The organism is Streptococcus sp. Marseille-Q5986 (assembly GCF_946902915.1).
GTDB lineage: Bacteria > Bacillota > Bacilli > Lactobacillales > Streptococcaceae > Streptococcus.
On sequence record NZ_CAMPPY010000001.1, the window covers coordinates 170,365 to 197,247 of the forward strand.

At 40.4% G+C, this 26,883-nt stretch carries 27 protein-coding genes and 5 pseudogenes; 11 read left to right on the top strand and 21 right to left on the bottom strand.

Annotated elements, in window-relative coordinates; translation table 11 throughout:
- Nucleotides 1-154 precede the first annotated feature (154 nt).
- From OVN21_RS01015 to rpsI, 4 genes and pseudogenes are all read left to right on the top strand, one after another.
- A complete protein-coding gene (locus tag OVN21_RS01015; RefSeq protein WP_267246911.1) occupies nt 155-1,048 on the top strand; it encodes an ABC transporter ATP-binding protein in 894 nt (297 codons plus the stop codon).
- A pseudogene (locus OVN21_RS01020) lies at nt 1,045-2,234 on the top strand (ABC transporter permease). Before OVN21_RS01015 ends, OVN21_RS01020 begins: the two are co-directional and overlap by 4 nt.
- A gap of 210 nt (nt 2,235-2,444) precedes the next feature.
- Nucleotides 2,445-2,891 (top strand): 50S ribosomal protein L13, encoded by a 447-nt coding sequence (gene rplM, locus OVN21_RS01025; protein WP_267246912.1) that lies wholly within the window; start codon nt 2,445-2,447, stop codon nt 2,889-2,891.
- A gap of 18 nt (nt 2,892-2,909) precedes the next feature.
- Nucleotides 2,910-3,302, top strand: coding sequence for a 30S ribosomal protein S9 (gene rpsI / locus OVN21_RS01030; RefSeq protein ID WP_000075969.1), 393 nt, complete (start codon nt 2,910-2,912; stop codon nt 3,300-3,302).
- A 250-nt stretch (nt 3,303-3,552) separates the two neighbouring features.
- On the opposite strand, the gene OVN21_RS01035 is transcribed toward rpsI, so the two are convergent.
- Nucleotides 3,553-3,717 carry a hypothetical protein gene (locus OVN21_RS01035; protein ID WP_267246913.1) on the bottom strand — a complete coding sequence of 55 codons (165 nt, stop codon included), beginning with the start codon at nt 3,715-3,717 and terminating at the stop codon, nt 3,553-3,555.
- Nucleotides 3,718-3,842: 125 nt separating this feature from the next.
- Here OVN21_RS01035 and OVN21_RS01040 point away from each other — a divergent pair.
- Nucleotides 3,843-4,355: pseudogene (locus OVN21_RS01040) on the top strand (GNAT family N-acetyltransferase).
- Between the two features lie 100 nt (nt 4,356-4,455).
- Here the strand turns inward: OVN21_RS01040 and OVN21_RS01045 are convergent.
- Together OVN21_RS01045 and OVN21_RS01050 are read right to left on the bottom strand one after the other, a co-directional pair.
- Nucleotides 4,456-4,698, bottom strand: a pseudogene (locus tag OVN21_RS01045) (IS3 family transposase); the annotation flags it as partial.
- Nucleotides 4,699-4,964: 266 nt separating this feature from the next.
- Nucleotides 4,965-5,429, bottom strand: a pseudogene (locus tag OVN21_RS01050) (glutathione peroxidase).
- A 220-nt stretch (nt 5,430-5,649) separates the two neighbouring features.
- On the opposite strand from OVN21_RS01050, the gene OVN21_RS01055 reads away from it, so the two are divergent.
- The 4 genes from OVN21_RS01055 (at nt 5,650) to OVN21_RS01070 (ending at nt 10,346) form a co-directional block, all read left to right on the top strand.
- The gene (locus OVN21_RS01055; RefSeq protein ID WP_267246914.1) at nt 5,650-8,856 is read left to right on the top strand and encodes an LPXTG-anchored hyaluronate lyase; all 3,207 of its coding nucleotides are present in this window, start codon (nt 5,650-5,652) and stop codon (nt 8,854-8,856) included.
- A gap of 419 nt (nt 8,857-9,275) precedes the next feature.
- A complete protein-coding gene (locus tag OVN21_RS01060) occupies nt 9,276-9,596 on the top strand; it encodes a transposase (RefSeq protein ID WP_267247285.1) in 321 nt (106 codons plus the stop codon).
- A complete protein-coding gene (locus OVN21_RS01065; RefSeq protein ID WP_267246915.1) occupies nt 9,593-9,772 on the top strand; it encodes a hypothetical protein in 180 nt (59 codons plus the stop codon). The genes OVN21_RS01060 and OVN21_RS01065 overlap by 4 nt, the downstream gene beginning before the upstream one ends.
- Nucleotides 9,726-10,346, top strand: a complete 621-nt coding sequence (locus OVN21_RS01070; RefSeq protein ID WP_267246916.1) for a transposase — start codon at nt 9,726-9,728, stop codon at nt 10,344-10,346. Before OVN21_RS01065 ends, OVN21_RS01070 begins: the two co-directional genes overlap by 47 nt.
- Nucleotides 10,347-10,351: 5 nt before the next feature.
- Here the strand turns inward: OVN21_RS01070 and OVN21_RS01075 are convergent, their stop codons facing one another.
- From OVN21_RS01075 to OVN21_RS01130, 12 genes are all read right to left on the bottom strand, one after another.
- Nucleotides 10,352-11,683, bottom strand: a complete 1,332-nt coding sequence (locus OVN21_RS01075) for a hemolysin family protein (protein ID WP_267246917.1) — start codon at nt 11,681-11,683, stop codon at nt 10,352-10,354.
- A 135-nt stretch (nt 11,684-11,818) separates the two neighbouring features.
- Nucleotides 11,819-12,643 carry a DNA/RNA non-specific endonuclease gene (locus OVN21_RS01080; protein WP_267246918.1) on the bottom strand — a complete coding sequence of 275 codons (825 nt, stop codon included), beginning with the start codon at nt 12,641-12,643 and terminating at the stop codon, nt 11,819-11,821.
- A gap of 36 nt (nt 12,644-12,679) precedes the next feature.
- On the bottom strand, nt 12,680-12,868 hold the full coding sequence (locus OVN21_RS01085) for a DNA-directed RNA polymerase subunit beta (protein WP_267246919.1): 189 nt from the start codon (nt 12,866-12,868) through the stop codon (nt 12,680-12,682).
- Entirely contained in the window at nt 12,861-14,144 is a 1,284-nt protein-coding gene (gene murA / locus OVN21_RS01090) for a UDP-N-acetylglucosamine 1-carboxyvinyltransferase (RefSeq protein WP_267246920.1), read from the bottom strand. Before murA ends, OVN21_RS01085 begins: the two co-directional genes overlap by 8 nt.
- Nucleotides 14,145-14,155: 11 nt before the next feature.
- Complete coding sequence (locus OVN21_RS01095; RefSeq protein ID WP_267246921.1) at nt 14,156-15,052, bottom strand: acyltransferase family protein; 897 nt, start codon at nt 15,050-15,052, stop codon at nt 14,156-14,158.
- 61 nt (nt 15,053-15,113) lie between these two features.
- Nucleotides 15,114-15,344 carry a DUF1146 family protein gene (locus OVN21_RS01100; protein ID WP_002892633.1) on the bottom strand — a complete coding sequence of 77 codons (231 nt, stop codon included), beginning with the start codon at nt 15,342-15,344 and terminating at the stop codon, nt 15,114-15,116.
- A 55-nt stretch (nt 15,345-15,399) separates the two neighbouring features.
- Nucleotides 15,400-16,437 carry a SepM family pheromone-processing serine protease gene (locus OVN21_RS01105; protein WP_267246922.1) on the bottom strand — a complete coding sequence of 346 codons (1,038 nt, stop codon included), beginning with the start codon at nt 16,435-16,437 and terminating at the stop codon, nt 15,400-15,402.
- Nucleotides 16,434-16,910 (bottom strand): pantetheine-phosphate adenylyltransferase, encoded by a 477-nt coding sequence (gene coaD / locus OVN21_RS01110; RefSeq protein ID WP_267246923.1) that lies wholly within the window; start codon nt 16,908-16,910, stop codon nt 16,434-16,436. Before coaD ends, OVN21_RS01105 begins: the two co-directional genes overlap by 4 nt.
- Entirely contained in the window at nt 16,900-17,439 is a 540-nt protein-coding gene (rsmD, locus tag OVN21_RS01115; protein ID WP_267246924.1) for a 16S rRNA (guanine(966)-N(2))-methyltransferase RsmD, read from the bottom strand. Before rsmD ends, coaD begins: the two co-directional genes overlap by 11 nt.
- A 64-nt stretch (nt 17,440-17,503) precedes the next feature.
- Nucleotides 17,504-18,496, bottom strand: coding sequence for an aspartate--ammonia ligase (gene asnA / locus OVN21_RS01120; RefSeq protein WP_267246925.1), 993 nt, complete (start codon nt 18,494-18,496; stop codon nt 17,504-17,506).
- 111 nt (nt 18,497-18,607) lie between these two features.
- Nucleotides 18,608-19,291, bottom strand: coding sequence for a Bax inhibitor-1 family protein (locus tag OVN21_RS01125; protein ID WP_267246926.1), 684 nt, complete (start codon nt 19,289-19,291; stop codon nt 18,608-18,610).
- 55 nt (nt 19,292-19,346) lie between these two features.
- Nucleotides 19,347-20,087 carry a TrmH family RNA methyltransferase gene (locus OVN21_RS01130; protein ID WP_267246927.1) on the bottom strand — a complete coding sequence of 247 codons (741 nt, stop codon included), beginning with the start codon at nt 20,085-20,087 and terminating at the stop codon, nt 19,347-19,349.
- Nucleotides 20,088-20,120: 33 nt separating this feature from the next.
- Here OVN21_RS01130 and OVN21_RS01135 point away from each other — a divergent pair, with 33 nt between their 5' ends.
- Together OVN21_RS01135 and yidC are read left to right on the top strand one after the other, a co-directional pair.
- Nucleotides 20,121-20,399: an acylphosphatase gene (locus tag OVN21_RS01135; RefSeq protein WP_020903085.1), complete on the top strand. Its 279-nt coding sequence runs from the start codon at nt 20,121-20,123 to the stop codon at nt 20,397-20,399.
- 77 nt (nt 20,400-20,476) lie between these two features.
- Nucleotides 20,477-21,397 (top strand): membrane protein insertase YidC, encoded by a 921-nt coding sequence (gene yidC, locus OVN21_RS01140; RefSeq protein ID WP_267246928.1) that lies wholly within the window; start codon nt 20,477-20,479, stop codon nt 21,395-21,397.
- Between the two features lie 23 nt (nt 21,398-21,420).
- Here yidC and OVN21_RS01145 read toward each other — a convergent pair.
- From OVN21_RS01145 to OVN21_RS01170, 6 genes and pseudogenes are all read right to left on the bottom strand, one after another.
- Nucleotides 21,421-21,951 (bottom strand): annotated as a pseudogene (locus OVN21_RS01145) (transposase); the annotation flags it as partial.
- A gap of 202 nt (nt 21,952-22,153) precedes the next feature.
- Nucleotides 22,154-22,636, bottom strand: a complete 483-nt coding sequence (locus OVN21_RS01150) for a transposase (RefSeq protein ID WP_267246929.1) — start codon at nt 22,634-22,636, stop codon at nt 22,154-22,156.
- Between the two features lie 315 nt (nt 22,637-22,951).
- Nucleotides 22,952-23,863 carry a PTS system mannose/fructose/sorbose family transporter subunit IID gene (locus OVN21_RS01155; protein ID WP_267246930.1) on the bottom strand — a complete coding sequence of 304 codons (912 nt, stop codon included), beginning with the start codon at nt 23,861-23,863 and terminating at the stop codon, nt 22,952-22,954.
- 14 nt (nt 23,864-23,877) lie between these two features.
- Nucleotides 23,878-24,690 (bottom strand): PTS mannose/fructose/sorbose transporter subunit IIC, encoded by an 813-nt coding sequence (locus OVN21_RS01160; RefSeq protein WP_267246931.1) that lies wholly within the window; start codon nt 24,688-24,690, stop codon nt 23,878-23,880.
- Between the two features lie 74 nt (nt 24,691-24,764).
- Complete coding sequence (locus OVN21_RS01165; RefSeq protein ID WP_267246932.1) at nt 24,765-25,754, bottom strand: PTS sugar transporter subunit IIB; 990 nt, start codon at nt 25,752-25,754, stop codon at nt 24,765-24,767.
- A 266-nt stretch (nt 25,755-26,020) separates the two neighbouring features.
- A complete protein-coding gene (locus OVN21_RS01170) occupies nt 26,021-26,833 on the bottom strand; it encodes a Cof-type HAD-IIB family hydrolase (RefSeq protein WP_267246933.1) in 813 nt (270 codons plus the stop codon).
- Between the last annotated feature and the right edge of the window lie 50 nt (nt 26,834-26,883).

Sequence of the window (26,883 nt, forward strand, 5' to 3'; positions counted from 1 at the left end):
ACTAGCTTCCTAGTTTGCTCTTTGATTTTCATTGAGTATAAAAGTGCTCCAGGCCATATTTTACACAGCAATAGTCTTCTAAAAATAGACAGAAATCATTGTAAAGGCTATCAAAAAGGAGTATAATGAGTGCAAGACATTTCGGAGGTGAAAGATGCTAGAAGTAAGAAGTCTAGAAAAAAGTTTCGGTTCCAAGCAAGTCTTGTTTGGTGTCAATTTTCAGGCAAGTCCAGGAAGGATTCTGGGTTTGGTCGGAAAAAATGGTGCTGGGAAAACAACGATTTTCCACAGTATGTTAAAGTTTTTAGAGTACCAAGGAGAGATCAGTCTGGATGGGCAGGATATTCGTCAGGAGACCTATGCTCGGATTGGTTATCTGCCTGAGGAACGCAGTCTTATGCCTAAATTGACAGTCCTTGAACAAGTTCGCTATTTGGCGACTCTAAAAGGCATGGATGCCAAGGAGGTCAAGGAAAAACTCCCTCAATGGATGAAGAGGTTGGAAGTGAAAGGAAAGCTGACAGATAAAATTAAGAGTCTGTCAAAAGGAAATCAGCAGAAGATTCAGCTCATCATTACTCTGATTCATGAACCAGACTTGATTATCTTGGATGAGCCTTTCAGTGGTTTGGACCCAGTCAATACAGAATTGCTCAAACAAGTCATTTTGCAGGAAAAAGAGCGCGGAGCAACCATTATCTTCTCGGACCATGTCATGACCAACGTCGAGGAGCTTTGTGACGATATTCTCATGATCCGAGATGGTCGTGTGGTCTTGTATGGACCAGTTCAGGATGTCCGCAATCAATACGGGAAAACACGTCTCTTTGTTTCAAGTGAACGAAGCAAGGAAGAATTGGAAAACCTTCCTCATGTCAAACAGGTTAGTTTGACCAAACAAGGCAGTTGGAAATTGATTTTAGAGGATGAGAGCGCCGGAAGGGAACTCTTCCCAATCTTGACTCAGGGGCAATATATCGCAACCTTTGACCAACAAGCGCCAACAATCGATGAAATCTTTAAACTAGAATCAGGGGTGGAAGTATGAGAAATATGTGGGTTGTAATGAAGGAAACCTATCTTCGACACATCAAGTCGTGGAGTTTCTTCTTTATGGTGATTTCACCATTCTTGTTTATCGGTCTATCTGGAGGAATTGGCTATCTCCAGGGTTCTTCAATGGCTAAAAATGATGAAGTGGCAGTAGTGACAACAGTGCCATCTGTAGCAGAAGGACTGAAGAATGTAAATGGTGTTAACTTTGACTATAAAGATGAAGCAAGTGCCAAAGAAGCGATTAAAGATGAAAAATTAAAAGGCTATCTGACCATTGATCAAGAAGATAGTGTTCTAAAGGCAGTTTATCATGGCGAAACGTCGCTTGAAAATGAAATTAAATTTGCAGTTACAGGTACCCTCAATGAACTGCAAAATCAGCTTAATCGTTCAACGGCCTCCTTGTCTCAAGAGCAGGAAAAACGCTTAGCGCAGACGATTCAATTCACAGAAAAGATTGATGAAGCCAAGGAAAATAAAAAGTTTGTTCAAACAATTGCAGCAGGCGCCTTAGGATTCTTTCTTTATATGATTCTGATTACCTATGCGGGTGTAACAGCTCAGGAAGTTGCCAGTGAAAAAGGTACCAAAATTATGGAAGTCGTCTTTTCTAGCATAAGGGCTAGTCAGCGCGGATGATGGCTCTATTTCTAGTGATTTTAACGCATATAGGGATTTATGTTGTAGGTGGTCTGGCAGCCATTCTGCTCTTTAAAGATTTGCCATTCTTGGCTCAGTCTGGTATTTTGGATCATTTGGGAGATGCATTCTCACTGAATACATTGCTCTTTATTTTGGTCAGTCTCTTTATGTATGTAGTCTTGGCTGCCTTTCTAGGTTCTATGGTTTCTCGTCCTGAGGATTCAGGAAAAGCCTTGTCGCCTTTGATAATTTTGATTATGGGTGGTTTTTTTGGAGTGACAGCTTTAGGTGCAGCTGGTGACAATCTCATCTTGAAGATTGGTTCTTATATTCCCTTTATTTCGACCTTCTTCATGCCATTTAGAACGATTAATGGCTATGCAGGGGGAGCAGAGGCATGGATTTCACTTGCTATTACAGTGATTTTTGCGGTGCTAGCAACAGGATTTATCGGACGCATGTATGCTAGCCTGGTCCTTCAAACAGATGATTTAGGGATTTGGAAAACCTTTAAACGTGCCTTAGCTTATAAATAGAAGAGCCTCGCGAAAGCGAGGTTTTTTAGAGATGAAAAGAGTGAATTCAAGAAAAATATTTTTCATATCTATTGACTTTTAGGGATGAAATTTGGTATGATAGTAGACGGTATTGTTTACCCCATTTGTAAGGCCCCGGAACCTTTCAAATACCCCGCGGACCGGAACATCCGCCCTGTAAACAAAAACGATATTCATATAGGAGAAATCATGAACAAAACTACATTCATGGCTAAACCAGGCCAGGTAGAACGCAAATGGTACGTTGTTGACGCAACTGATGTACCTCTTGGACGCCTTTCAGCAGTTGTTGCTAGCGTACTTCGCGGAAAAAACAAACCAACATTTACACCACATACTGATACAGGTGACTTCGTAATCGTTATCAATGCTGAAAAAGTTAAATTGACTGGTAAAAAAGTAACTGATAAAATCTACTACACTCACTCAAACCACCCAGGTGGATTGAAATCAATCTCTGCTGGTGAACTTCGTTCTAAAAATGCAGTACGTTTGATTGAAAAATCAGTTAAAGGTATGCTTCCACACAATACTCTTGGTCGCGCTCAAGGTATGAAATTGAAAGTATTCGTTGGAGCTGAGCACACTCACGCTGCACAACAACCAGAAGTTCTTGATATTTCAGGACTTATCTAAGGAAAGGAACAATAAAGTATGTCACAAGCACAATATGCAGGTACTGGACGTCGTAAAAACGCTGTTGCACGCGTTCGCCTTGTTCCAGGAACTGGTAAAATCACTGTTAACAAAAAAGATGTTGAAGAGTACATCCCACACGCTGACCTTCGTCTTGTCATCAACCAACCATTCGCAGTTACTTCAACTGTAGGTTCATACGACGTTTTCGTTAACGTTGTAGGTGGTGGATACGCTGGTCAAGCAGGAGCTATCCGTCACGGTATCGCTCGTGCCCTTCTTCAAGTTGACCCAGACTTCCGCGATTCATTGAAACGCGCAGGTCTTCTTACACGTGACTCACGTAAAGTTGAACGTAAGAAACCAGGTCTTAAGAAAGCTCGTAAAGCATCACAATTTAGTAAACGTTAATTCGAAAGAATTACTATACTTATACAGAGCACCTTTCGGGGTGCTCTTTTTTATACTTTCTTATTAAATTGGTGCAATTGACACAGTTGTTGCGACTTTAGTCGCCTACAAATGTGGCTGCAACATGACAAGGTCAGTTGCCTCAAAACGTTAATCAATACGATTATATCAACGTTTACAGACATTCAAGAATTTTCTCTTGGATGTCTTTTTGTTTTAAAAATCTAAAGTTCATCCCATATTCACCCCATCAATTTTTTAAGCTACAAAATGCAATATCACCTACGGTCTGATTGACTTTATCTTTGGTATTAACAATTTCTTTATCACTATGAGTAAGAGCTTCTGAAATGATCTCAAGCGCCACACCAGCTCGTTTTACTGGTGTGGCGCTTTGAATATTATGTTTGCCCATAGTATTTTGTGTTATAATATAGAAACTATACAGAAAATAAAAGAATCTCTTTAAATTCTGTAAATTTCACTTTGTTTCAACATGAGAAAATGTTGAATATAGATAATGACGGGAGATGATTTACAATAATCAGTTTAGAGCTGTTGTCTGAAGAAAATAGTCTAGACGTCTATTCTTTTGAAAAAGAAAATCGAGAGTATTTTGAACGAAATTTACCTCCTAGACCAGCTAACTATTTTGATTCAGACGGTTTTAAAGAAATTACAAGGGAATTGTTAACGGAGCAAGATAATCATGATGCATACATGCATCTTATTAGAGATTCGCAAGGTGTTATGGATAGAAGAATCAATCTAAGTGTCTTAGAGAGTGATTGAAATACAGTAGAACTTGGGTATAGGATTGGTGAAAATGTTACTAACTTAGGCTATGCCAGCGAAGTGGTTAAACTCGTTTTAGAAAAAGCCTTCACGACTTATGGTTTAAATAGAATTATTGCAGGAACGGCAACAGATAACCTGGCTTCTCAGAGAGTACTTTTTAAAAATGGCTTCACCTTTAGTAGGATTATAGAAAATGACTTACAAATTCATAATGAGTGGGTTCATACAGCAGTATTTGAGATAACGAGGGCATAATATCATCATTTCTAGTCTATTGATAAGGCTGATGGAGTCATCAATCTTTCCAGGCATTCAAGAGGACTTGTACTGCCCCCCAAAAAGTTAGATAAAAAATTTAAGTAAAGGATTTAGTTCTGTATTGTACAGGGGTAAGTCCTTTTAGTTTGACTTTAATTCGTTTGTTGGAATAAAAGATGTAATTGATAATCGCCTTTTCAAAACCATAAAACATCTCTGATTCTAAAATGCCAAAGAAAAATTCCATCATGCCATTGTCAGGGCTGTTGCCTTTGCGTGATATAGAGGATTGAATGCCTTTACTCTCTAAAAATTGATGGTAAGAAATGTGTCGATATTGTTAGCCTTATCGCTGGGGGGAGATAAAATGATAATAGATTACGAAAATACTTCACAAGGAAACTTTCCTTATGAAGTATTTTATGGAAAATTGTGCACTTAATTTGATAATTCAAGAGATAAAAAAATTTAAAAGGTCATTTCTCCCTTAAAATGACTAAAAATTTTTAATCTATTAAATACATTGAATTAATAAAAGGATTGCAATAGCAAAAAACAAAGAAATAAATATAAATTAAAGAAAATCAGTTGCTTTTTAAAAAGAAATTAGAGTATTTTTTGGAGATACTCTTGGATGGTTTTGGGGCCTGTTTTGGAAGAGAAGCGCTCAAGGACTTGCCCATCTTGGCCAATGAGAAACTTAGCGAAATTCCATTCAATTTGTTTTCCTAGCGGGGCAGCTTTTTGGTCTTTTAGCCAAACATAAAGAGGACCTGCTTCCTTGTCGTTAACCTTGACCTTGGTAAAGCGAGGAAAAGTTGTCTAATAGTGTAGGCTACAGAAACGATTGATTTCCTCTGAGCTGCCTGGGGCTTGTCCCATAAATTGATTGCAAGGGAAATCTAGGATTTCAAAGCCTTGATTTTGATGGCGTTCGTAGAGTTCTTGGAGCTCTCGGTACTGGGGCGTTAAACCACATCCAGTAGCGGTATTGACTTTGCTACGATAGTTATCCATTGGAGTTGCTTGGTTATTTTGCTTCATAACGGGAAAATCATATATACTTGTCATGAGCGCCTCTTTTCTTTTTCTACATTGTAACAGTTTTTCTTTTTGTCGTCGAGTCGGATAGGAGATGTTGTTGAAAAATAGGTCCCTGATATAATAGAAATCGTTTACAAATAACTTTAAAAATGGTATGATTTAATTAAACCGGTTTACTTAGTTGCTATAAATCTCTAATCTGAGATTTAGTTCCTATTGATTTTACAATATGTTTCTTGGAGGGTACATGCAAACAAAAACAAAGAAACTCATTGTGAGTTTATCTTCACTTGTTTTATCAGGATTTTTATTAAACCATTATCTGACAGTTGGAGCGGAAGAAACGATTACGAATACCATTCAGCAAAGCCAGAAGGAAGTTCAGTATCAGCAAAGGGATACCAAAAATTTAGTTGAAAATGGTGATTTTAGTCAGACGGAGAACGGAAGCAGTCCTTGGACAGGAAGCAAAGCCCAGGGGTGGTCAGCTTGGGTAGACCAGAAGAATAGTTCTTCAGATGCATCAACTCGAGTTATTGAAGCCAAGGATGGGGCTGCCACTATCTCAAGTTCTGAGAAACTAAGGGCAGTGGTTCACCGTATGGTCCCTATTGAAGCTAAGAAAAAGTATAAACTGCGTTTCAAGATTAAAACAGATAATAAAGTCGGGATTGCTAAGGTTCGTATCATTGAGGAAAGTGGTAAGGGCAAGCAACTGTGGAGTTCTGCAACGACGTCAGGAACAAAGGATTGGCAGACCATTGAAGCAGACTATAGCCCGACTTTAGATGTTGATAAAATCAAGCTGGAGTTATTCTATGAAACAGGAATTGGGACTGTTTCCTTTAAGGATATTGAGCTGGTAGAGGTAGCAGAGCAGTCTTCTGAGGATTCTCAAACAGATAAACAGCTTGAGGAAAAGATTGATTTACCAATTGGGAAAAAACATATCTGTGCTCTTGCAGACTATACTTATAAGGTGGAAAATCCTGACTTTGCTTCAGTCAAAAATGGAATTTTAGAACCTCTTAAGGAAGGGACAACCAATGTCATTGTCAGTAAAGATGGCAAGGAAGTGAAAAAGATTCCTTTGAAAATTCTAGCCTTTGTTAAGGATGTATACACAGACCGTTTGGATGACTGGAATGGCATCATCGCTGGGAATCAATACTATGATTCTAAAAATGAACAGATGGTCAAGTTAAACCAGGAACTGGAAGGAAAGGTGGCTGATAGCCTATCCAGTATTTCAAGTCAGGCGGGCCGCTCCTATTTGTGGGAAAAATTTTCAAATTATAAAACGTCTGCGAATCTAACTGCCACTTATCGGAAATTGGAGGAGATGGCCAAGCAAGTGACCAATCCTTCTTCTCGTTATTATCAAGATGAAACCGTCATTCGAACAGTCAGGGATTCCATGGAATGGATGCATAAACATGTCTACAATAGTGAAAAGAGCATTGTTGGGAACTGGTGGGATTATGAAATCGGTACACCTCGTGCCATCAACAATACCTTGTCTCTGATGAAAGAATACTTCTCTGATGAGGAAATTAAAAAATATACAGATGTGATTGAAAAATTTGTTCCAGATCCCGAACATTTCCGAAAGACGACTGATAACCCATTTAAGGCCCTAGGTGGAAACTTAGTGGATATGGGAAGGGTAAAAGTGATAGCTGGTTTGCTGCGCAAGGATGACCAAGAAATTTCTTCTACCATTCGTTCGATTGAGCAAGTGTTTAAGTTGGTAGACCAAGGTGAAGGTTTTTATCAAGATGGATCCTATATCGACCACACCAATGTTGCCTATACGGGTGCTTATGGGAATGTCTTGATTGATGGTCTGTCTCAACTGTTGCCAGTCATTCAAAAGACCAAGAGTCCAATCGATAAAGATAAAATGCAAACCATGTACCACTGGATTGATAAATCGTTTGCTCCTTTATTAGTGAATGGAGAGCTGATGGATATGAGTCGTGGACGCTCTATCAGTCGTGCAAATAGCGAGGGGCACGTGGCCGCAGTAGAAGTGTTAAGAGGGATTCACCGGATAGCGGATATGTCTGAAGGAGAAACCAAACAACGTTTGCAGAGTCTTGTGAAGACCATTGTTCAATCGGATAGTTATTATGATGTCTTTAAGAATTTGAAGACTTATAAGGATATCAGTTTGATGCAATCCTTGTTAAGCGATGCTGGAGTCGCAAGTACTCCAAGAACAAGTTACCTATCTGCCTTTAATAAGATGGATAAAACAGCTATGTACAATGCAGAGAAAGGATTTGGATTTGGCTTGTCACTCTTTTCCAGTCGTACCTTGAATTACGAACACATGAACAAGGAAAACAAACGTGGTTGGTATACGAGTGATGGGATGTTCTATCTTTACAATGACGATTTGAGTCACTATAGCGATGGCTACTGGCCAACAGTCAATCCATATAAGATGCCTGGTACGACAGAGACGGACGCTAAGAGATTGGATAGCGATACAGGTAAAGTTCTACCGTCTGCTTTCGTTGGAACGAGCAAACTAGATGAGGCCAATGCGACAGCAACCATGGATTTCACTAACTGGAATCAAACACTGACTGCTCATAAGAGCTGGTTTATGCTGAGGGATAAGATCGCCTTTTTAGGAAGCAATATTCAAAATACTTCAACAGATGCTGCTGCAACTACAATTGACCAGAGAAAACTGGAATCAAGTGATCCATATAAAGTCTATGTCAACGATAAAGAGGCCTCCCTCACGGAACAAGAAAAGGATCATCCTGAAACCCAAAGTGTCTTTTTAGAATCGTCCGATTCGAAAAAGAATATTGGTTACTTTTTCTTTAAGAAGAGTTCAATCAGTATGAGTAAGGCTTTGCAAAGGGGATCTTGGAAGGATATCAATGAAGGGCAGTCAGACAAGGAAGTTGAAAATGAATTTCTTACGATTAGTCAGGTTCATAAGCAAAGTGGGGATTCTTATGGCTATATGCTCATCCCTAATGTGGACAGAGCGACCTTTAATCAAATGGTAAAAGAGCTAGAAAGTAGCCTCATCGAAAATAGCGAAAATCTTCAGTCTGTTTATGATGCCAAACAAGGAGTTTGGGGAGTCGTAAAATACGATGATTCCGTCTCTACTATTTCCAACAAATTCCAAGTCTTGAAGCGTGGAGTCTATACCATTCGAAAAGAAGGGGATGACTATAAGGTTGCCTACTACAATCCTGAAACCCAGGAATCAGCGCCAGATCAGGAAGTCTTTAAAAAGTTAGAACAAGCAGCTCAACCACAAACTCAGGATTCAAAAGAAAAGGAAAAATCTGAAGAAGAAAAAAAGAACCATTCGGATCAAAAGAATCTCCCTCAGACAGGAGAAGGTCAGTCAATCTTGGCAAGTCTAGGGCTCTTGCTACTTGGGACGGTTTATCTATTCCGTAGAGGAAAGAACAATTGATATGCTCATCATCTAGATGAATCACATGGAACTGTGGAAAATAGAAAAAATCCGAAGAAGACCAAACATCTTCGGATTTTTCTTTTAAAAAAGAACCTAGGACAATAGTCTCTTATCCCCAAAAAAGCAACGGATTTGCCGTTGCTTTTTGCATGGTTACGATAGTCTTGGTAAAATAGAATTGCACAATAAACCATTTAGAAAGGCTATCTCATGTATATTCACTATAACACAATTCAAACAACTTTACCACTAGAAATCCGTTCTTTCTTGCCACAAGACATCTCGTCCTTACTATTGAAAAAGTGGTGAATACCTTGGAAGATCGTCATTTCCCTACCTTCTATCATGCCTCTGGTCACCCGTCTTAGCACCCTAAAATACTTGTATCTACTCTTTTATTTGCCTCTTCACAAGGGATTTTCTCTGCTCGAAAAATTGAAAAAATGATGATTGAAAATCTCGCCATGCAGTACCTAACAGGGCAGTTGGTTGTTAGCTATCGCACCATCAAGCGTTTTCGTGTCGCCGAAGGGATGGAAGAACTCATTCGTGATCTTTTCATCGACCTCAATCTTCGTTTAAAAATGGAAGAGTTAGTGATCTTAGATTGTTTGTGTATTGACGGGACTAAGATTGAAGCCAATGCCAACAAGTATCGTTTCGTGTGGAAAAAAGCAAGGGACAAGTTTTCCGTCAAACTGCAAGAACAGATACAGATGCCACTTTTATGCGGATGAAAGAAGATCATATGAAAAATGACCCACTCAAGGCTGCTTATCATCTTCAAATCGCTACTGAAAACCAATTTCTTCTTCACTATGATGTCTTCTCAAATCCGACAGATACCAAGACTCTTCTCCCCTTACTTGAAACCCCTAAAGACAGTTGTCGCAGATGCTGGATATGGAAGTGAAGAGAGCCTCCTTCGTTTAGATGAAAAGGAGGTGAACCATCTGATGAAATATGCCATGTTTGATCAGGAACAGAAGAGAGGGGATACACAGTCAGCTAGAAACTTAGGGAATTGGTACTATAATGGCAAGGAGGATAGCTATACACATCCTGATGGTTGGTGTTATCGTTTTCGCCCCATCAAACATCAGAAAACAGAGACGGACTTTCAAGAGGAAATCAAGGTTTACTATGCTGATGAATCTGAATCAGCTCCTCAAAAGGGACTGTATAGGAATGAACGCTATCAGCACTTAAAAACTAAAGAATGCCAGGCGCTTTTATCTCCCCAAGGTAGACAGATTTTCGCTCAACGTAAGATTGATGTGGAACCTGTTTTTGGACAGATAAAGGCTTGTTTGGGGTACAAGAGAGGGAATCTGAGAGGGATGCGTCAAGTGAGAATTGACATGGGATTGGTACTTATGGCAAATAAGCTCCTAAAATACAATAAGAGAGCCCTTAAAATGAAAAAGCTAGAGTTCTGCAATTGGAAATCTCTAGCTTTTTTGTGGTTGAGAACTATTTTGTCCTAGGTTCTTTATTCTGTTTCTTCTTCAGTCTCTATTTCAGTGATTTGGACTTTTACCTTGGTAACACGTCCGTTTTTCACCTTGTCATTGGTTAGGATGATTTGTTTGTTTTGGCTGACCAATTCATAACTGAGTTTTTCAGTTGTTGGGATCATTCCCACACCCGTCAAATAATAACCGGCGATGGTATCAACATCATCACTTTCCAGTTCTACATCAAAGTAGTCATTAAAATCATTAAGATTCATGGTACCTTGAACGATATAGGTGTCTTCTCCTATTTGATGGACTTCAATTTCAGCCTTGTCAGTCTCATCATCAATCTCACCAACAATTTCTTCTAAGAGGTCTTCCAGAGTTACCAAACCAGCCATTCCACCGTATTCATCTAGTAAGATGGCCATTTGATTTTGGGTATTTCGAAGTTCTTTAAGAAGATCGTCCACAAAGATAGTCTCAGGAACAAACAGTGGCGTTTGGAGAATTCGTTTCCAGACAATATTGTCAAAACCATCCACAAAAGCGGCATTCAACAAGCGCTTGGTGTGAATCAAACCAATAACATTATCCTTATCACCATCATAAACAGGGATACGTGAGAAATTTTGCTTTAAAATACTCTCGATAATCGTTTGACTGTCATCCTGAATATCTACCATAAAGGCATCTGTTCGAGGCACCATTAGCTCACGAGCCATTAGTTCATCTAAAGAAAAGACTCCCTGTAGCATTTCAATCTCATCTGCATCCAGTGTTTCTTCACTATTGGTAAGCATGTACTCTATTTCATCACGTGTCATCTTTTCATCAGCATCATCAAAGGTCATTGGCGTCACACGGCTCAATAGATTAGTTGAGGCTGATAGGAGCCAAACAAAGGGACTGACAATTTTCCCCAAACCAATAATGACTGGCGCTGTTCGGATAGCCAAGGAATCTTTCAGATTTAGAGCAATTCTCTTGGGATAGAGTTCCCCAAAAACAATGGAAATATAGGTCAAAAACGCTAAAGATAGAAAACTTGCAATAGCGGAAGCTGTTTCACTGTTCCCTATCCAAGAGGCAATTTCGCGTCCTAGAGTCTCCGCTAAACTGGCCCCAGACAAGATGGTAATTAAAGTGATACCAACTTGAATCGTTGATAAAAAGTGGTTAGGATTTTCAAGTACCTTTAACAAACGGATGTAAGGTTTGTCTCCCTCTTCTGCCTTTTGTTCTACTCGGGAACGGTTTAGTGACACCATTGCCATCTCAGTGGCTGAGAAAAAAGCATTTAACAAGGTCAAGATAAATAATAATACAAACTGTAGCAACAAATTCTGACTGCTCGGGTCTTCCATAGTCCTTCTCCTAAAATAGTATCTTGTGTTTTATTATATCATAAAATTCTTCAGGATTCACATTATTTTTCATTTAAACAACAACTCCCCTGCCTCTAGAAAACAAAGGAGATGTTTTTATAATATCTATTATTTCTAATCCGTCACCGTTACTTGACCCGTTTGGTAATCAAGCTGGATCCCCTTTTGAACATTTGGGATTAGCACGTTGAACTCCAATTCGCCATCCGAAGATTTGGCTTCGATTTGTGAAGCGTATGGAACTAGGTCCTCATTTGTCGCATAGTGGAGCGTCACCCGATAACGGACCCTCTTATTTTTGTCCAAGGCTTTTCTGACCAAACTCTCATAGTAGTTCTGACCTGTCGAATCCTCAGCCTGTGCTTGGTTTGCCCAAGCTGTCTGAACAGCAATATTTTTAGGATTACTTGTTGAGGCATCAAAACCATCCAAACCACCGATTAAGGCATAACCTAACAAGTGACCTCTATCGACCGCATGGGTATAAGTACCCTTTAGATTCTTAACCTGATGCCAGCCTGGAGGAGTCCACGAAGTCGAACCATTCCCAGTTTCTTCACGATTCTTGTACTGGCGTGTTGCCTTAGACAAGAGAGCATTTGCTACAGTTGGTACGGTTGCCTTGCCCACTGTCTTTGTTTTATTATCGGCGTATGTTTTACTTGAAACCTTGGCATCTAGATTGGTTTTATTGCCATTGATAACAAAGGCCCCTGCTCCATTCCACTCGAGCTCCCCCTTGATTTGGTTCTTAATTGACTCAGTTAAGACACTTTCAGCCAGCTCCTGACTGGGAGCTTCTGAAGCTTGTTTTTTCTGACTAAGCTTGGTTTTGGGACTATTAGCTGTCGACTGCATCTGCTTGATATAATAGCTCCCTGCAGACAAAAGCAATAACACTAGCAGTCCGATTAGTGTCTGTCTTGTTTTTTTGTTCATATTTCTCCCTCTTTAGAAAAAGGCTGGCCTCCCAGTCTAATTTCCTGTAAATTTGCTAATCAATTCCTGCCACTTTGCCGGAGACAGGATAGCCCATGGATCTTGACCCTTGCCCAAGATTCCATAACCGACCATTAAACCGATTCCTAGGGCTAGAACGCCTAAAATCAGTACCAGAATGACTAAAAGTAAACGCTTGATTACGTAGACTGATTTCTTATTCATCTTCATCATTTGCCTCAATCCGCTGAATCTTAGCACCTAGCTGAGCTAACTTCTCATGGAAGCGATCGTAACCTCTATCAAGGTGGACTAATTTACCGACGACTGTTTCTCCTTGCGCCACCAAACCTGTCAGAATCAAGGCCGCACTAGCGCGAAGGTCCGTTGATAGAACTTCTGCTCCCTGCAAAGCTTGTCCACCAACAATACGAGCTGTATCACGGATAATCTCAGAATGCAAACCCATACGGCGCATTTCTTCTAAGTGTTGGAAGCGATTTTCGAAAACTGTCTCCACCATGGTGGATTCCCCTTTTGCGACGGTCATCAGAGCTGTAAATTGAGCCTGCATATCTGTTGGAAATCCTGGGTGGGGCAAGGTTTTCACATGGACAGCCTTGAGATTTTCTAGTTGAGAGCGAACTCGAATTCCTTCAGTCTCCTCTGTTACTTCCACTCCCATTTCAAGCAATTTGGCAATCAAGGGACGGTTGTGCTCCCAGACAGCGTCTCGAATCAAGACATCACCACCAGTCATGGCAGCAGCTACCATAAAGGTTCCTGCTTCGATACGGTCTTGGACTACATTGTGAGTCGTACCATGAAGTTTCTCAACACCGGTAATGGTAATGGTCTCTGTACCAGCACCCTTAACCTTAGCTCCCATTTCATTGAGGAGAATGGCTAGATCCACAATCTCAGGCTCACGCGCAGCATTTTCAATCACTGTCACCCCATCAGCTAGGGTCGCTGCCATCATCAAGTTCTGCGTAGCACCAACACTTGGGAAGTCCATGTAGATATGGGCACCATGTAAGCGATCAGCCTTAGCTTCGATGTAACCCGCCGTCTGACTTATCTTAGCCCCCATAGCTTCCAGACCTTTCAAATGAAGATCAATAGGACGGCTACCAATGGTACAACCACCTGGCATGGACACCTTGGCATGACCTACACGGGCAAGGATTGGTCCCAAGACAACGATGGAAGCGCGCATCTTGCTGACATACTTGTAAGGGGCTTCTTCAGTGATATCGCCAGTCGCATCCACCTCGACAAGATGAGCCTCCTCATCAAAATCTACCTTGGCATTCAAACCACGAACCACCTGATTCATAGTGAAAACATCTGACAAGATAGGAGCATTCTGCAAGACGGTCTTTCCATCACTGGCTAGAATAGTCGCTGCTAACAAGGGCAAGACTGCATTTTTTGCACCTTCAATCGTAACACTTCCTACCAGACGATTATCGCCACCTTGAACCACAATTTTTTCCATACTTATTTCCTTTACTCTTGATTTTGTAATAGACTTACTTTCTTTGTAATTCTATTAACTAATTTATTAATAATCCAAGCTAAAATTAGACTAAGGACCAGCACAAAAAATGTAAATATCACATCATTTATTCTGGATGACACAAGTGTTTTTCCTAGCATAGAAATAACTAATCCATGTATCATATATAATTCAAATGATATACTACCTATTAAAATCAAATATATATTTGAAAAATTTATTTTTTTCAAAAAAACAATAATAAAGTAGATTGTAAAAATAATATTATCTAAATTAGCAGCTAACGCGTAACTATAACTATCTTCTAAATGCACATACCTCAACAAAATATCGTATTGATGTGAAATAAAGAGTAACACAGTTACTAAAACAAGTATGATAAAATAATGTCTATCTAAAACTCTATCAATTTTCTCTTGATTTTTAGCCCATATTAAGCCAATAATGAAGGGAAAAACACTATTATACCACCAAAAACCGTAACCTAATTTTATAGCTAAACAAATATAACCAATTATAAGTATTGTATTGATAACAATAGAAATGAACTTATTTTTGAAAAACTTAAACGATATATAAAAAAATGGAACTAGAATTTTAGAAAGTCTCTTAACTAAAAAATTATCTAGATAGTTTTTCTTATTTTCGTTCTGAAAATACAATCCATAGGCTGATAAAAAGAAGAAAATAGAAACGATATAAGTTCCCATATAGGAAAAATTAGAAAATTCATCACCAGATGTAACCCATTGTGACAAATGATGAAATATTATTCCTATAGCTAGAAATCCTCTAAGCCCTGATGTAGATTTAACATTTAGATATTCCTTATTTTGAGGTAACAAATAAATTAATAGCGTTATCAACAATAAGATTATAATATCCATGAATTCTATTTCTCCCTATAAGTTTAATAATATCTTGAAAGTAATTTCTTAAACACGCAAATTATAATAATCCTCTAAGCGCTTCTTGCCATAACTGATATAGGCTGATAAAGAATGAACTCAAGATATAGCCCATCACAATACTAAAGAAGCCGACCAACAAACGAACTTTTTTTGTGTTAGTAGCAGTTACTTTTAAAACCTTTTCCCATCTTACAAGATCTTTTAAAAGGTAAAAACTCAAATAAATAAAGAGTATATGACTACTCAGAGTGAATAATAATTGAACCATTGGACTATTATACCATCTTATCCGCTTACGCGCTAGTTTTCGATTTTTCTACGAATTAGGGATTGTTTTTGAGGTAATCAATCGCATCTTGCAAGGTCTTAACGGGAACGATTTTCATCTCTGTTTTGATCGTTTTAGCAGCTTCTAGAGCTGTTTCATAGTTGCTTTTCGCATCGGGATCTGCTTTTTTTGCTTCCTCGGTGACTGGATTGTCAGGAGCAAAAAAGATGTTGGCTCCCTGACGAGAGGCTGCAACTACTTTTTTATCAATACCTCCAATGTCCCCCACATTACCATCGCGGTCAATGGTTCCTGTACCGGCAACGATACGGCCATTTCTAAGGCCAGGGTCAGCTATTTGGGTATAGATGGCCAGACTAAACATGAGACCTGCACTTGGACCGCCGATACCGGCTGTTGAAAAGCGAATTGGGACATCACTGGTCACTTCTGTACGGTCAATCAAACCGATTCCAATCCCATTTTTTCCATTTTCCAAGCTGATAATCTTACCTTCTGCAGACTTGGTTTGCCCATCCTCTTCATAGGTGACCTTGACGGAGTCCCCTAGTTTTTGAGAATTGACGTAATCAATCAAGTCTTTGGAACTATCAAATGTCTGATCATTGACTGCGGTAACTGTATCAGAGATGTTAAGAATCCCTTTAAAGGTCGAATTATCCGTCACAGTCAAAACATAAACCCCAAGATATTTTAGTTCGATATCCTTACCAGCTGTTTTTAGACCTTGATACTTGGCCATATTTTGTGATGTTTGCATGTAGAATTGATTGATTCGCATAAATTCAATATCGGAAGTTCCACCTGTAGTCTCCTGAGCACTCCGAATATCTGTAAAAGGCGTCAACCACGCATAAATCATATGGGCTAAAGTAGCGTGCTGGACACCAACCGTAACGAATTGATAGGCACCAGCTTCCTTATCTTCTGTGTCATTGACTTTAAGGACTTGGCGAATATCTTCCGAACCACCTGGCACCTCTATATAGTAGGGCAAGGGCACTACAAATGCCAAGAAAGTCACAATCAAGGCCGCAATGACATATAAGGGCCATCTAATCTTTTTTTTCATTTCTTAATTTCCTCCAAAATACTCTCGGGAACATGGCAGGCAATATCTTGACCAAACTTCAAAAGCTCTCTAACACCGGATGAACTGAGATAGAGATGTTCAGGTCGGCTATGTAAATAAATAGTCTCTATATCAGAAGACAGCTGATGATTGTAGTAATCAAAACTAGCTTCATATTGCAAATCCGATGCATTCCTCAACCCCCGTACTAGGAAAGTAGCCCCCAGTCTTTTTGCAACATCAACCACCAATTCATCATAAGAAGACACGACTTCAACATTTTCCAAATGTTTCACAGCCTTTTCTAACCCCCGTTTACGATTTTCTATGGGGAGAAATCCTTGTTTGTGGGGATTAAAAAAAATACCGACATAGAGCTTATCAAAGAGTTTGCTCGCCCGTTCAATCATATCCAGATGCCCATTTGTCATCGGATCAAATGAGCCTGTGAATAAGCCAATCTTATCTGACATAGACTGTCACCTTACTAATTCCATAAATCTTTTCCTTCCAGATACCCAGGCAGGCAATTTCTTCTGGAAGTTCAACGGCCTTATCCGTCTCACACACGACCATGACATCTTCAGAAAAAAGCTCTCTCTCAGCCATTTTTTCAATATCTGCTACAATTTGTTCCTTGGCATAAGGAGGATCTAAGAAAATGAGGTCAAATTCCCCAGATACCTGTTCCAATGCCCTGTCTGCATCCATCTTGAGGAGTTGAAATTTTCCAACTTCCTTGGTCATCTGAATATTTTCAGCCACGATAGCCTGAGCCTTACGGTCTCGCTCCACCAAAACAGCGCTGGACATGCCACGCGATACTGCCTCGATAGATAAACCACCACTACCTGCATAAAGGTCCAAGACTCGTCCCCCTTCAAAGTAGGGACCAATCATGTTAAAAATGGCTCCCCTAACCTTATCCGAAGTGGGCCTTGTCGTCTTGCCTTCTAGTGTCTTGAGGGGACGTCCCCCATAGATTCCTGATACGATTTTCATACCGTTTATTATACCAAATTATGGGCGAAAAGAGAAAGAAAACCGAACCTTGCGGTTCGATTCTCTATAAAATATTTTCGTAAGTATCGCGGACTTCTTGAGGCCAAACACTTGTTTGCACCTCTCCGATGTGTTTCTTGCGAAGTAGGAACATAGCCATACGAGATTGTCCAATTCCTCCACCGATTGTCAATGGGAATAGACCATTCAACAAAGCCTTGTGCCATTCCAATTCTAAGCGGTCTTCATCACCTGTAATTGCAACCTGACGGCGAAGGGTTTCTTCATCTACACGAATCCCCATAGAAGACAACTCAAAGGCTCCATCTAAAGACTCATTCCAGACAAGAATATCACCATTTAGACCCTTGTAGCCATTCTCAGACTCGCTTGTCCAGTCATCATAGTCTGGTGCACGTCCATCGTGCGGTTTACCATCTGGCAACTCGCCACCGATACCAATCAAAAAGACGGCTCCAAATTCTTTACAAATCGCATTTTCACGTTCTTTCGGTGTCAAGTCTGGGTAGCGTTCTACCAACTCTTCTGTATGAATGAAAGTGATTTGTTTTGGCAAGATTGACTCGATGTCATAGCGGGCTTCAACAGCTAACTCCGTCAGGCGAATAGCCTTGTAAATCTTCTCGACGGTTTCTTTTAGGTAGGCAATATTACGTTGTCCATTTGGAATGACCTTTTCCCAGTCCCACTGATCCACAAAGACAGAGTGGGTTGCATCCAGCGAGTCTTCGTCTGGACGAAGGGCTTTCATGTGAACGAAAAGACCTTCCCCCTCACCAAAACCAAAACGAGCCAAAGTATGACGTTTCCATTTGGCAAGGGAGTGCACCACTTCATAAGTAGCATCAGGGATTTGGAGAACCTTGACCGATACGGCATTCTCCACACCTGATAAATTATCCTGCATCCCGTCACCGACCCTACTCAAGATAGGACCTTGAACTTCGACAACTTCTAGCTTGTCTTTCAAATACTGGGTAAAAGTGTTTTTGACAAAGGAAATTTCTTCTTGTTGGTGGATAAAACTTTTCTTCATAAGCTACTCCTCAAAAATTTAATTAAAAGCATTATACACCTATTTCCAAGAAAAGGAAAGAGCAAATTTAAAAAAATCAGTGCTCCTTCGAACACTGATGTTAAATACCTTCTAGTCATTGCGACCGAAGATACGTAGAATACTTAGGAAAAGATTGATAAAATCAAGATAGATACTGAGAGCCATTGACACAACCCAACCTGTCGCTACACGGCCTTGTGATTGTTCATAAGCGAGACGAATTCTTTGGTTGTCCCAAGCAATCAACCCTGAGAAAACCAAAACCATGGCTACGCTAATCATATAATCAAAGAAACCACTAGCCAAGAAAATATTGACTATCATAGCAATCAGCAAACCGATGAGAGCTGCCATCATCGCTCGACCAAGACCACTCAAGTCTTTCTTGGTGAAGATACCAACTGCCGCCATGACAAAGAAGAGAAGGGCGCTCGATACAAAGGCAGATAAAACTGTACCTGGAGTATAGAAGGCCACCACAAAACTGAGTGTAAAACCGTTTAAAACAGAGTAAAGCAAAAATACTGGAAGAGCAGCTGGACTATTCTTTAAGGCCATACTACTGGCAACGAAAACCAAGGCCAACTCCGCAAAAGTAGCAATGGTCAACCAGAGACGCCCCTGCATCAAAAAGTAAAGCAACTGAGACTGAAAGACCGTCAACATAAGGCCTGATACCAAAGCAGATAGTCCGATTCCCAGACCAACAAAGGCATAAACCTTAGCGTAAAATTGATTGAGACCTGCACGGTCATGTATAATAGTGTGATTCATCCTTTTCCCCTTTTCTATGAACATCTTTCCTTGATTATAGCAAAAAAAGTTAAAATTAGCTTAAATGAAAAATTAAAATACCGGCTGCAACCGCAACATTGAGACTCTCGGCCTGCCCCTTCATGCTAATATGGGCCAACTGGTCTGCACTTTCAGTCATGAGGGGACTAATTCCTTGACCCTCATTTCCCATGACTAGTACAAAATTTTCTATAGGAGGCAGTTCTCTGTAATCAACAGAATCTTTAGATAGGGTTGTTGCCAGTACTGGAATAGCTGCCTTTTTAGCTTTCTCGAGAAGCGCTTGACTAGACATCCGGTAAATAGGCAGATGGAAATGACTGCCTTGCATGGAACGTAAGGTCTTGAGACTGTAGATATCTGCTGACTTATCTGAAACAATCACTCCAGTAAAACCTGCTGCATCCGCAGTCCGAATGATAGTTCCCACATTACCAGGATCTTGCACATCTTCCAAAAACAAGAATTTACCCTGACTCAAATCAGCTTGTCCTACTTCTTCTTTTTGAACCACCGCAACAATGCCCTGTGGAGTCTGAGAATCCGTCAAATCTAGCAAAATATCCTCTGAAACCCAGACAGTTTGCGGAAAAGCAGCTAACTGATCTCGGTAATTTTCTAAGGCAAAGATTTTCTCAATCGTCACTCCAGCTTGAACAGCTTCTTCAAACAAGTGCCAGCCTTCAATCAAATAGGCTGACTTGCGGTATTTTTTTTGGTGTAATTTCTTGGTATTTTTTACCACAGAATTGGCTTTTGAGGTTATAATAGTCATAGAAATATTATAACACAATCAAAGGGGTTTGGTATGCAAAAGGTTAGAATGATTGCCCAAGGTAGGGTACAGGGAGTCGGCTTTCGTTGGGGTGTTTACAGCTTGGCACTTGAAATTGGTGGCATCACAGGCCGAGTATGGAATAACGACGATGGCACAGTGGAAATTTTAGCCCAAGCAGACTCATCTGCTATCATGGCAAAATTTATCCAAGAAATCCGAAAAGGACCCACACCTTTTTCAAAAGTCAGCTACTTAGATGTCCAACTGAGCAACTTTCCTCCCTATCCTGACTTTAAAATCGCAAATTAGGTCTCCAGAACTATTGTATATTTTGTAAAAAAACAGTAGAATAGAAAGGTATAATTTTTAAAGAAGGAATAAAAACAGTGAAATCTATTAAACGTTTTGCACTCTCAGCTATGGGAGTGGCTATGTTGCTAGTCTTAACTGGCTGTGTCAATGTCGATAAAACCACAGGTCAGCCGACAGGATTTATTTGGAATACCATCGGAGCCCCTATGGCTGAAGCTATCAAGTACTTCGCTACTGATAAAGGTCTAGGCTTCGGTGTCGCTATCATCATCGTAACTATTATCGTGCGCTTGATTATCTTGCCACTTGGTATCTACCAATCATGGAAGGCAACGCTTCACTCTGAAAAGATGAACGCCCTCAAGCACGTCCTTGAGCCACACCAAACGCGTCTCAAAGAAGCAACTACTCAAGAAGAAAAACTCGAAGCCCAACAAGCTCTCTTTGCTGCTCAAAAAGAGCACGGTATCAGCATGTTTGGCGGTGTAGGATGTTTCCCTATCCTCCTTCAAATGCCTTTCTTCTCTGCTATCTACTTTGCTGCCCAACATACTGAAGGTGTTGCTCAAGCAAGCTACCTAGGCATTCCTCTAGGTTCTCCAAGTATGATTTTGGTTGCCTGCGCTGGTGTCCTTTACTATCTTCAATCGCTCCTTTCACTTCACGGGGTAGAAGATGAAATGCAAAGAGAACAAATCAAGAAAATGATTTACATGAGCCCACTCATGATCGTCGTCTTCTCCCTCTTCTCACCAGCTAGTGTCACACTTTACTGGGTTGTCGGTGGTTTCATGATGATTCTCCAACAGTTTATCGTCAACTATATCGTTCGTCCAAAACTTCGCAAAAAAGTCCGTGAAGAACTAGCCAAGAACCCACCAAAAGCAAGTTCAGCATCAACTACAGGCGGGCGAAAAGATATTACTCCTAACCAAGCAACTGCAATTACGACTACTAAAAAACGTAATGCTGGTAAACAACATTCTAGAAAATAAGAAAAAAGCTTAGCTTTTTCATTTTAAGTCGTTCTCTTATTGTATTTTAGGAGCTTATTTGCCATAAGTACCAATCCCATGTCAATTCTCACTTGACGCATCCCTCTCAGATTACCTCTCTTGTACCCCAAACAAGCCTTTATCTGTCCAAAGACAGGTTCCACATCAATCTTGCGTTGAGCGAAAATCTGTCTACCTTGGGGAGATAAAAGCGCCTGGCATTCTTTATTTTTTAAGTGCTGATAGCCTTCATTCATATACAGTCCCTTTTGAGGAGCTGATTCAGATTCATCAGCGTAGTAAACCTTGATTTCCTCTTGAAAGTCCGTCTCTGTTTTCTGATGTTTGATAGGGCGAAAACGATAACACCAGCCATCAGGATGTGTGTAGCTATCCTCCTTGCCATTATAGTACCAATTCCCTAAGTTTCTAGCTGACTGTGTATACCTTCTCTTTTGTTCCTTATCAAACATGGCATATTTCATCAGATGGTTCACCTCCTTTTCATCTAAACGAAGGAGGTTCTCTTCACTTCCATATCCAGCATCTGCGACAACTGTCTTTAGGTCATGTGGATAGGTTTCAAGTAAGGGGAGAAGAGTCTTGGTATCTGTATCTGTTTTGGAAAAGCTGTTGCGACCTACAAAAGTTTCTTGATCCTTCTCCTATTTTTCAGCACGTACTGAAAAATCATCTTTGACTTTAGGCAAGATTTTCTTGAGTTTCCGACCTTTGGTTTTACGCTCATCTTTTCCTTTAAGGAGTGTCTCCTCCATGTCTTGGCAATTCTTCTTCAAGGACGTGAGAGAGTTCAATCAACTGCCCTGAGGAGATAGGCTCTTGTGTCTCTAGTTCGATAGCTTGATGGATAAGAGGAATGATTTCTTCTTGACAATAAATCTGGATCTGTTCTTGCAGTTTGACGGAAAACTTGTCCCTTGCTTTTTTCCACACGAAACGATACTTGTTGGCATTGGCTTCAATCTTAGTCCCGTCAATACACAAACAATCTAAGATCACTAACTCTTCCGTTTTTAAACGAAGATTGAGGTCGATGAAAAGATCACGAATGAGTTCTTCCATCCCTTCGGCGACACGAAAACGCTTGATGGTGCGATAGCTAACAACCAACTGCCCTGTTAGGTACTGCATGGCGAGATTTTCAATCATCATTTTTTCAATTTTTCGAGCAGAGAAAATCCCTTGTGAAGAGGCAAATAGAAGAGTAGATACAAGCATTTTAGGGTGCTAAGACGGGCGAGCAGAGGCATGACAGAAGGTAGGGAAATGACGATCTTCCAAGGTATTCAGCACTTTTTCAATAGTAAAGACGAGAAGTCTTGTGGCAAGAAAGAACGAATTTCTAGTGGTAAAGTTGTTTGATTTTTGTTATAGTGAATATGCATGAGATAGCCTTTCTAAATGGTGTATTGTGCAATTCTATTTTACCAAGACTATCGCAACCATGCAAAAAGCAACGGCAAATCCGTTGCTTTTTTGGGGATAAGAGACTATTGTCCTAGGGTTTTTTATCTATATTCTCGATGGTTTGGATTACATGATACCGAGGAAACGAGCTGCAATACCTACTGCAAAGAGAGCAAGGATGATTGCGATTGGTGATACTTTTTTCTTAAGCAACCACATGCAGAAGAAAGTAAGGAGAAGTCCCATCAATCCTGGAATCAATAAGTCCAACTGACCTTGTAGAGTTTGAGGTTGAACGCTATCTAAGCTCAGACCACTAAGAGCCTGACCAAGAATTCCCTTCAATTCTCCACCTGTTACAGCACCTTCTGGGAAGTTGATATAAGCACCTTCAGCCAATTGTCTACCCGGAAGGTTAACAGTGAAGTTGATAGACACCCAACGTTGTACAAGAACGGCAAGGATGAACATACCAAGGATAGATGCTCCTTTGGTGATGTCTTTCAAGATACCACCAGACATGTCTTTAGTGATTTCAGATCCAGCTTTGTAACCGAACTCTTGTGTATACCATAGGAAGGCCATACGGATAGCATTCCATCCAAAGAAGAAGAGAAGGGGGCCAACAATGTTACCAGATGCAGCAAGTGATGCACCAAGGGCTCCAAGGATAGGACGAACTGTGTACCAGAATACTGGGTCACCGACACCAGCAAGAGGTCCCATCATACCAATCTTAACCCCTTGGAGAGCTGCGTCGTCGATTTCAACACCGTTAGCGCGTTCTTCTTCAAGTGCAAGAGTAACCCCCATGATTGGAGCAGCGACGTATGGGTGAGTATTGAAGAACTCTAGGTGACGCTCAAGAGCAGCCGCTTGGTCTTCTTTTTTAGTGTATAATTTTTTGATAGCTGGCATCAATGAATAAGCCCAACCCAAGTTTTGCATACGCTCGTAGTTCCAAGAACCTTGAAGGAATTGTGAACGCCACCAAACTTTTTGACGATCTGATTTTGATAATTGAATTTTTTCAGTCATGATTGTTCCCCTTTCTAGTAGTCTTCTAGGATATCACCGATTGGGTCGTTAGAAGTCGTAGCTCCGCCGCCATCGTTTCCGCCTTGTTTTGTAAGGTTAAGGTAGATGAAGGCAAGGGCAACACCGATGATACCAAAGGCAATCAAAGTCAATTGAGAGATTGCTGCAAGAGCAAAACCGATAGCGAAGAATGGCCATACTTCACGAGTTGCCATCATGTTGATAACCATAGCGTAACCAACGGCAACGACCATAGCACCACCGACAGCCATACCACCACTCAACCAGTCTGGCATCAATTTAAGAGCATCTTGAACGGTAGAAGCGGGGATAGCGATAAGGAAGGCTGCAGGGATAGCGATACGAAGACCTTGAAGAACAAGGGCAAAGTAGTGAGCGCGTTCAACAGCCGCAATGTTTCCTTCTTTTGCAGCTGTGTCAGCTGAGTGAACCAAGGCAACTGAGATTGTACGAACAATCATTGTCAAGAAAAGTCCAGCTACGGCAAGAGGGATAGCTGTGGCTGTTGCGACGCCGATACCTTCAGTAGTAAAGTTACCACCTTTAATCATGATGATTGCAGCAGCGACAGAGGCAAGAGCCGCGTCAGGAGCTACGGCAGCTCCGATGTTTGCCCAACCAAGGGCGATCATTTGAAGAGATCCACCAAGCATAACACCTGCTTCGAAGTTACCTGTCACAAGTCCGATAAGGGTACATGCTACGATTGGTTGATGGAATTGGAATTGGTCGAGGATACCTTCAAGACCTGCAAAGAAGGCAACAACTACAACCAAGATAGCAGAAATGATTGAAATATCTGACATGGTTTTATTCCTTTTCTATTTAATTATAATAAGGTGAAAAATTTTCTTAGAATTCTTCTATAGTTTAATGTCTATTATTGAACGTTGGTTTTGTTAATCAAGTCAAACAAATCTTTTTTCGTGTCGTTTGGTACTTTACGTACATCAAATTCAACACCGAGGTCACGCATTTTTTCAAAGGTTGCAACGTCGTCTTTGTCCATAGACAAGACGTTGTTGATCATTGTTTTACCTGTTGAGTGGGCTAGAGAACCGACGTTAAGGGTTTTGATTGGCACGCCCCCTTCGATGGCACGAAGGGCATCTTGAGGTGTTTCAAATAAGATAAGAGCATGTGTGTTACCAAAACGAGGATCTTTTGCAACTTCAATCAATTTTTTGATTGGTACAACGTTCGCTTTTACTCCGTTAGGAGCAGCTTGCTTGATCAATTCTTTACGCAATTCGTCATTTGCAACGTTATCTGAAACAACGATGATACGGTCTGCTTTTGAATCTGGTGTCCAAGCAGTTGCAACTTGTCCGTGAAGAAGACGTGTGTCAAGACGGGCAAGATTGATTTTCAATTTACCATCTCCGATAACAGTTCCTTCTGGAATAGCAGCTTGGGCAACTGGAGCAGCCGCAGCACTAGCCACTTCCTCAACTGGATTGAGCTCTTCTGGAAGAGCTTTGATGCCATCTTTGGCTTCTTTAATGATATTCGCAGCGACTTTATCCACACCTGCAGTAGCGTCCATCAGGCGCTCTGTGTAGGCTTGGATCAACATCGGCAAGTTCAGTCCTGTGATGATGGCAAACTTACGCTCAGGATTTTCTCCCATCACGCGGCTAGCTTGGTTGAATGGAGAACCACTCCAAAGGTCAGCCAATACTAGAACCTCATCTTCTGCGTCAAATGCAGCCACAGCGTTGTTGAATTTAGCGTAAAGATCATCTGGACCTTCATTTGGCATAAAGGTTACAACTTGAACCTTTTCTTGTTCACCAAAGATCATAGATCCTGACTGATGAATACCCGCAGCAAATTCGCCGTGGCTCGCAATAATGATTCCGATACTCATTATTGTCATTCCTCCTTTTAAAATGTTTGACTGTGTGTTTAAGAAAACTTTAAGTCTAATTAAGTATAAATCGTTTTCATTAAAAAATCAAGTATTTGATATAGAATTTCTAAAGAATAATATATATATATATATATATATATTATTCTGAAAAATATATGAAAATAGCAATAGAAAATTTAATATAAAAATACTGAAAATGAGCGATCTTTATGAAAATAGAATGAAAACAAAAATGAAAGATTGCAGGATAGCAATCCTCCTTTTTATAGGAATAAAGTTTGTAAAGCGTGGGCTACCCCGTCTTCTTCATTGGTCAGAGGAAGTTGTTCGTCTGCATATGGAAGAAGAGAAGGATTGGCGTTTTTCATAGCATATCCCTTGCCTGCAAATGCTAACATTTCCGTATCATTATGCTCATCGCCAAAGGCGATTAAGTCTTTTTTATCACGATTCATCACATTGAGCAAGTACTCTAGAGCAAAGGCCTTGTTTACGCCCTTGGGAGTACATTCGAGGATGTTGAGGGGACCACCCCAGGTGTTGATAGCTAGTTGATGCTGATAAAAACGATTCATCTCGTCCGCTAGAGCGTATTTGTCTTCAACCCTTGTTTGCAAGAGAATGCAGTTAGGATTCTTGGTTACTCGTTCGGGTTTGAATTGATTTTCCGGTTGGAAGTTCTCTACGCCAAATAGTTTAGGGTCTGCAATTTCTTCATTCGGAGCTGTAATGTAAAATTTCTTACGGTATTCTCCGGCAATAAAATCAGCCTGGATATCCTCTTTACGTTTGACCATATCTAGGAGATATTTTTTGTCCAAGGTTAAGCACTTTTCATGCTCCCAAGCCTGTCCTGGTAGATGGGTGAGGGAACCGTTAAAGTTAATCATAGGAGTATGTAGCTCTAGTTCGCGGTAGAAGTCTTTTGCCATGCGATACGGACGCCCCGTCGTGATGATGACATGGTGTCCTTTTTCTGAAATTTTTTTGATTGTCTCTTTGGTAAAATCGGAGAGCTTGCTTTCGCTATTCAGTAGGGTTCCGTCCAAATCGACTGCGATAATTTTTTTAGTCATATAAACCTTCCTAGTCGTTTCCAGATAAGATGTCTACTATTATATCAAAA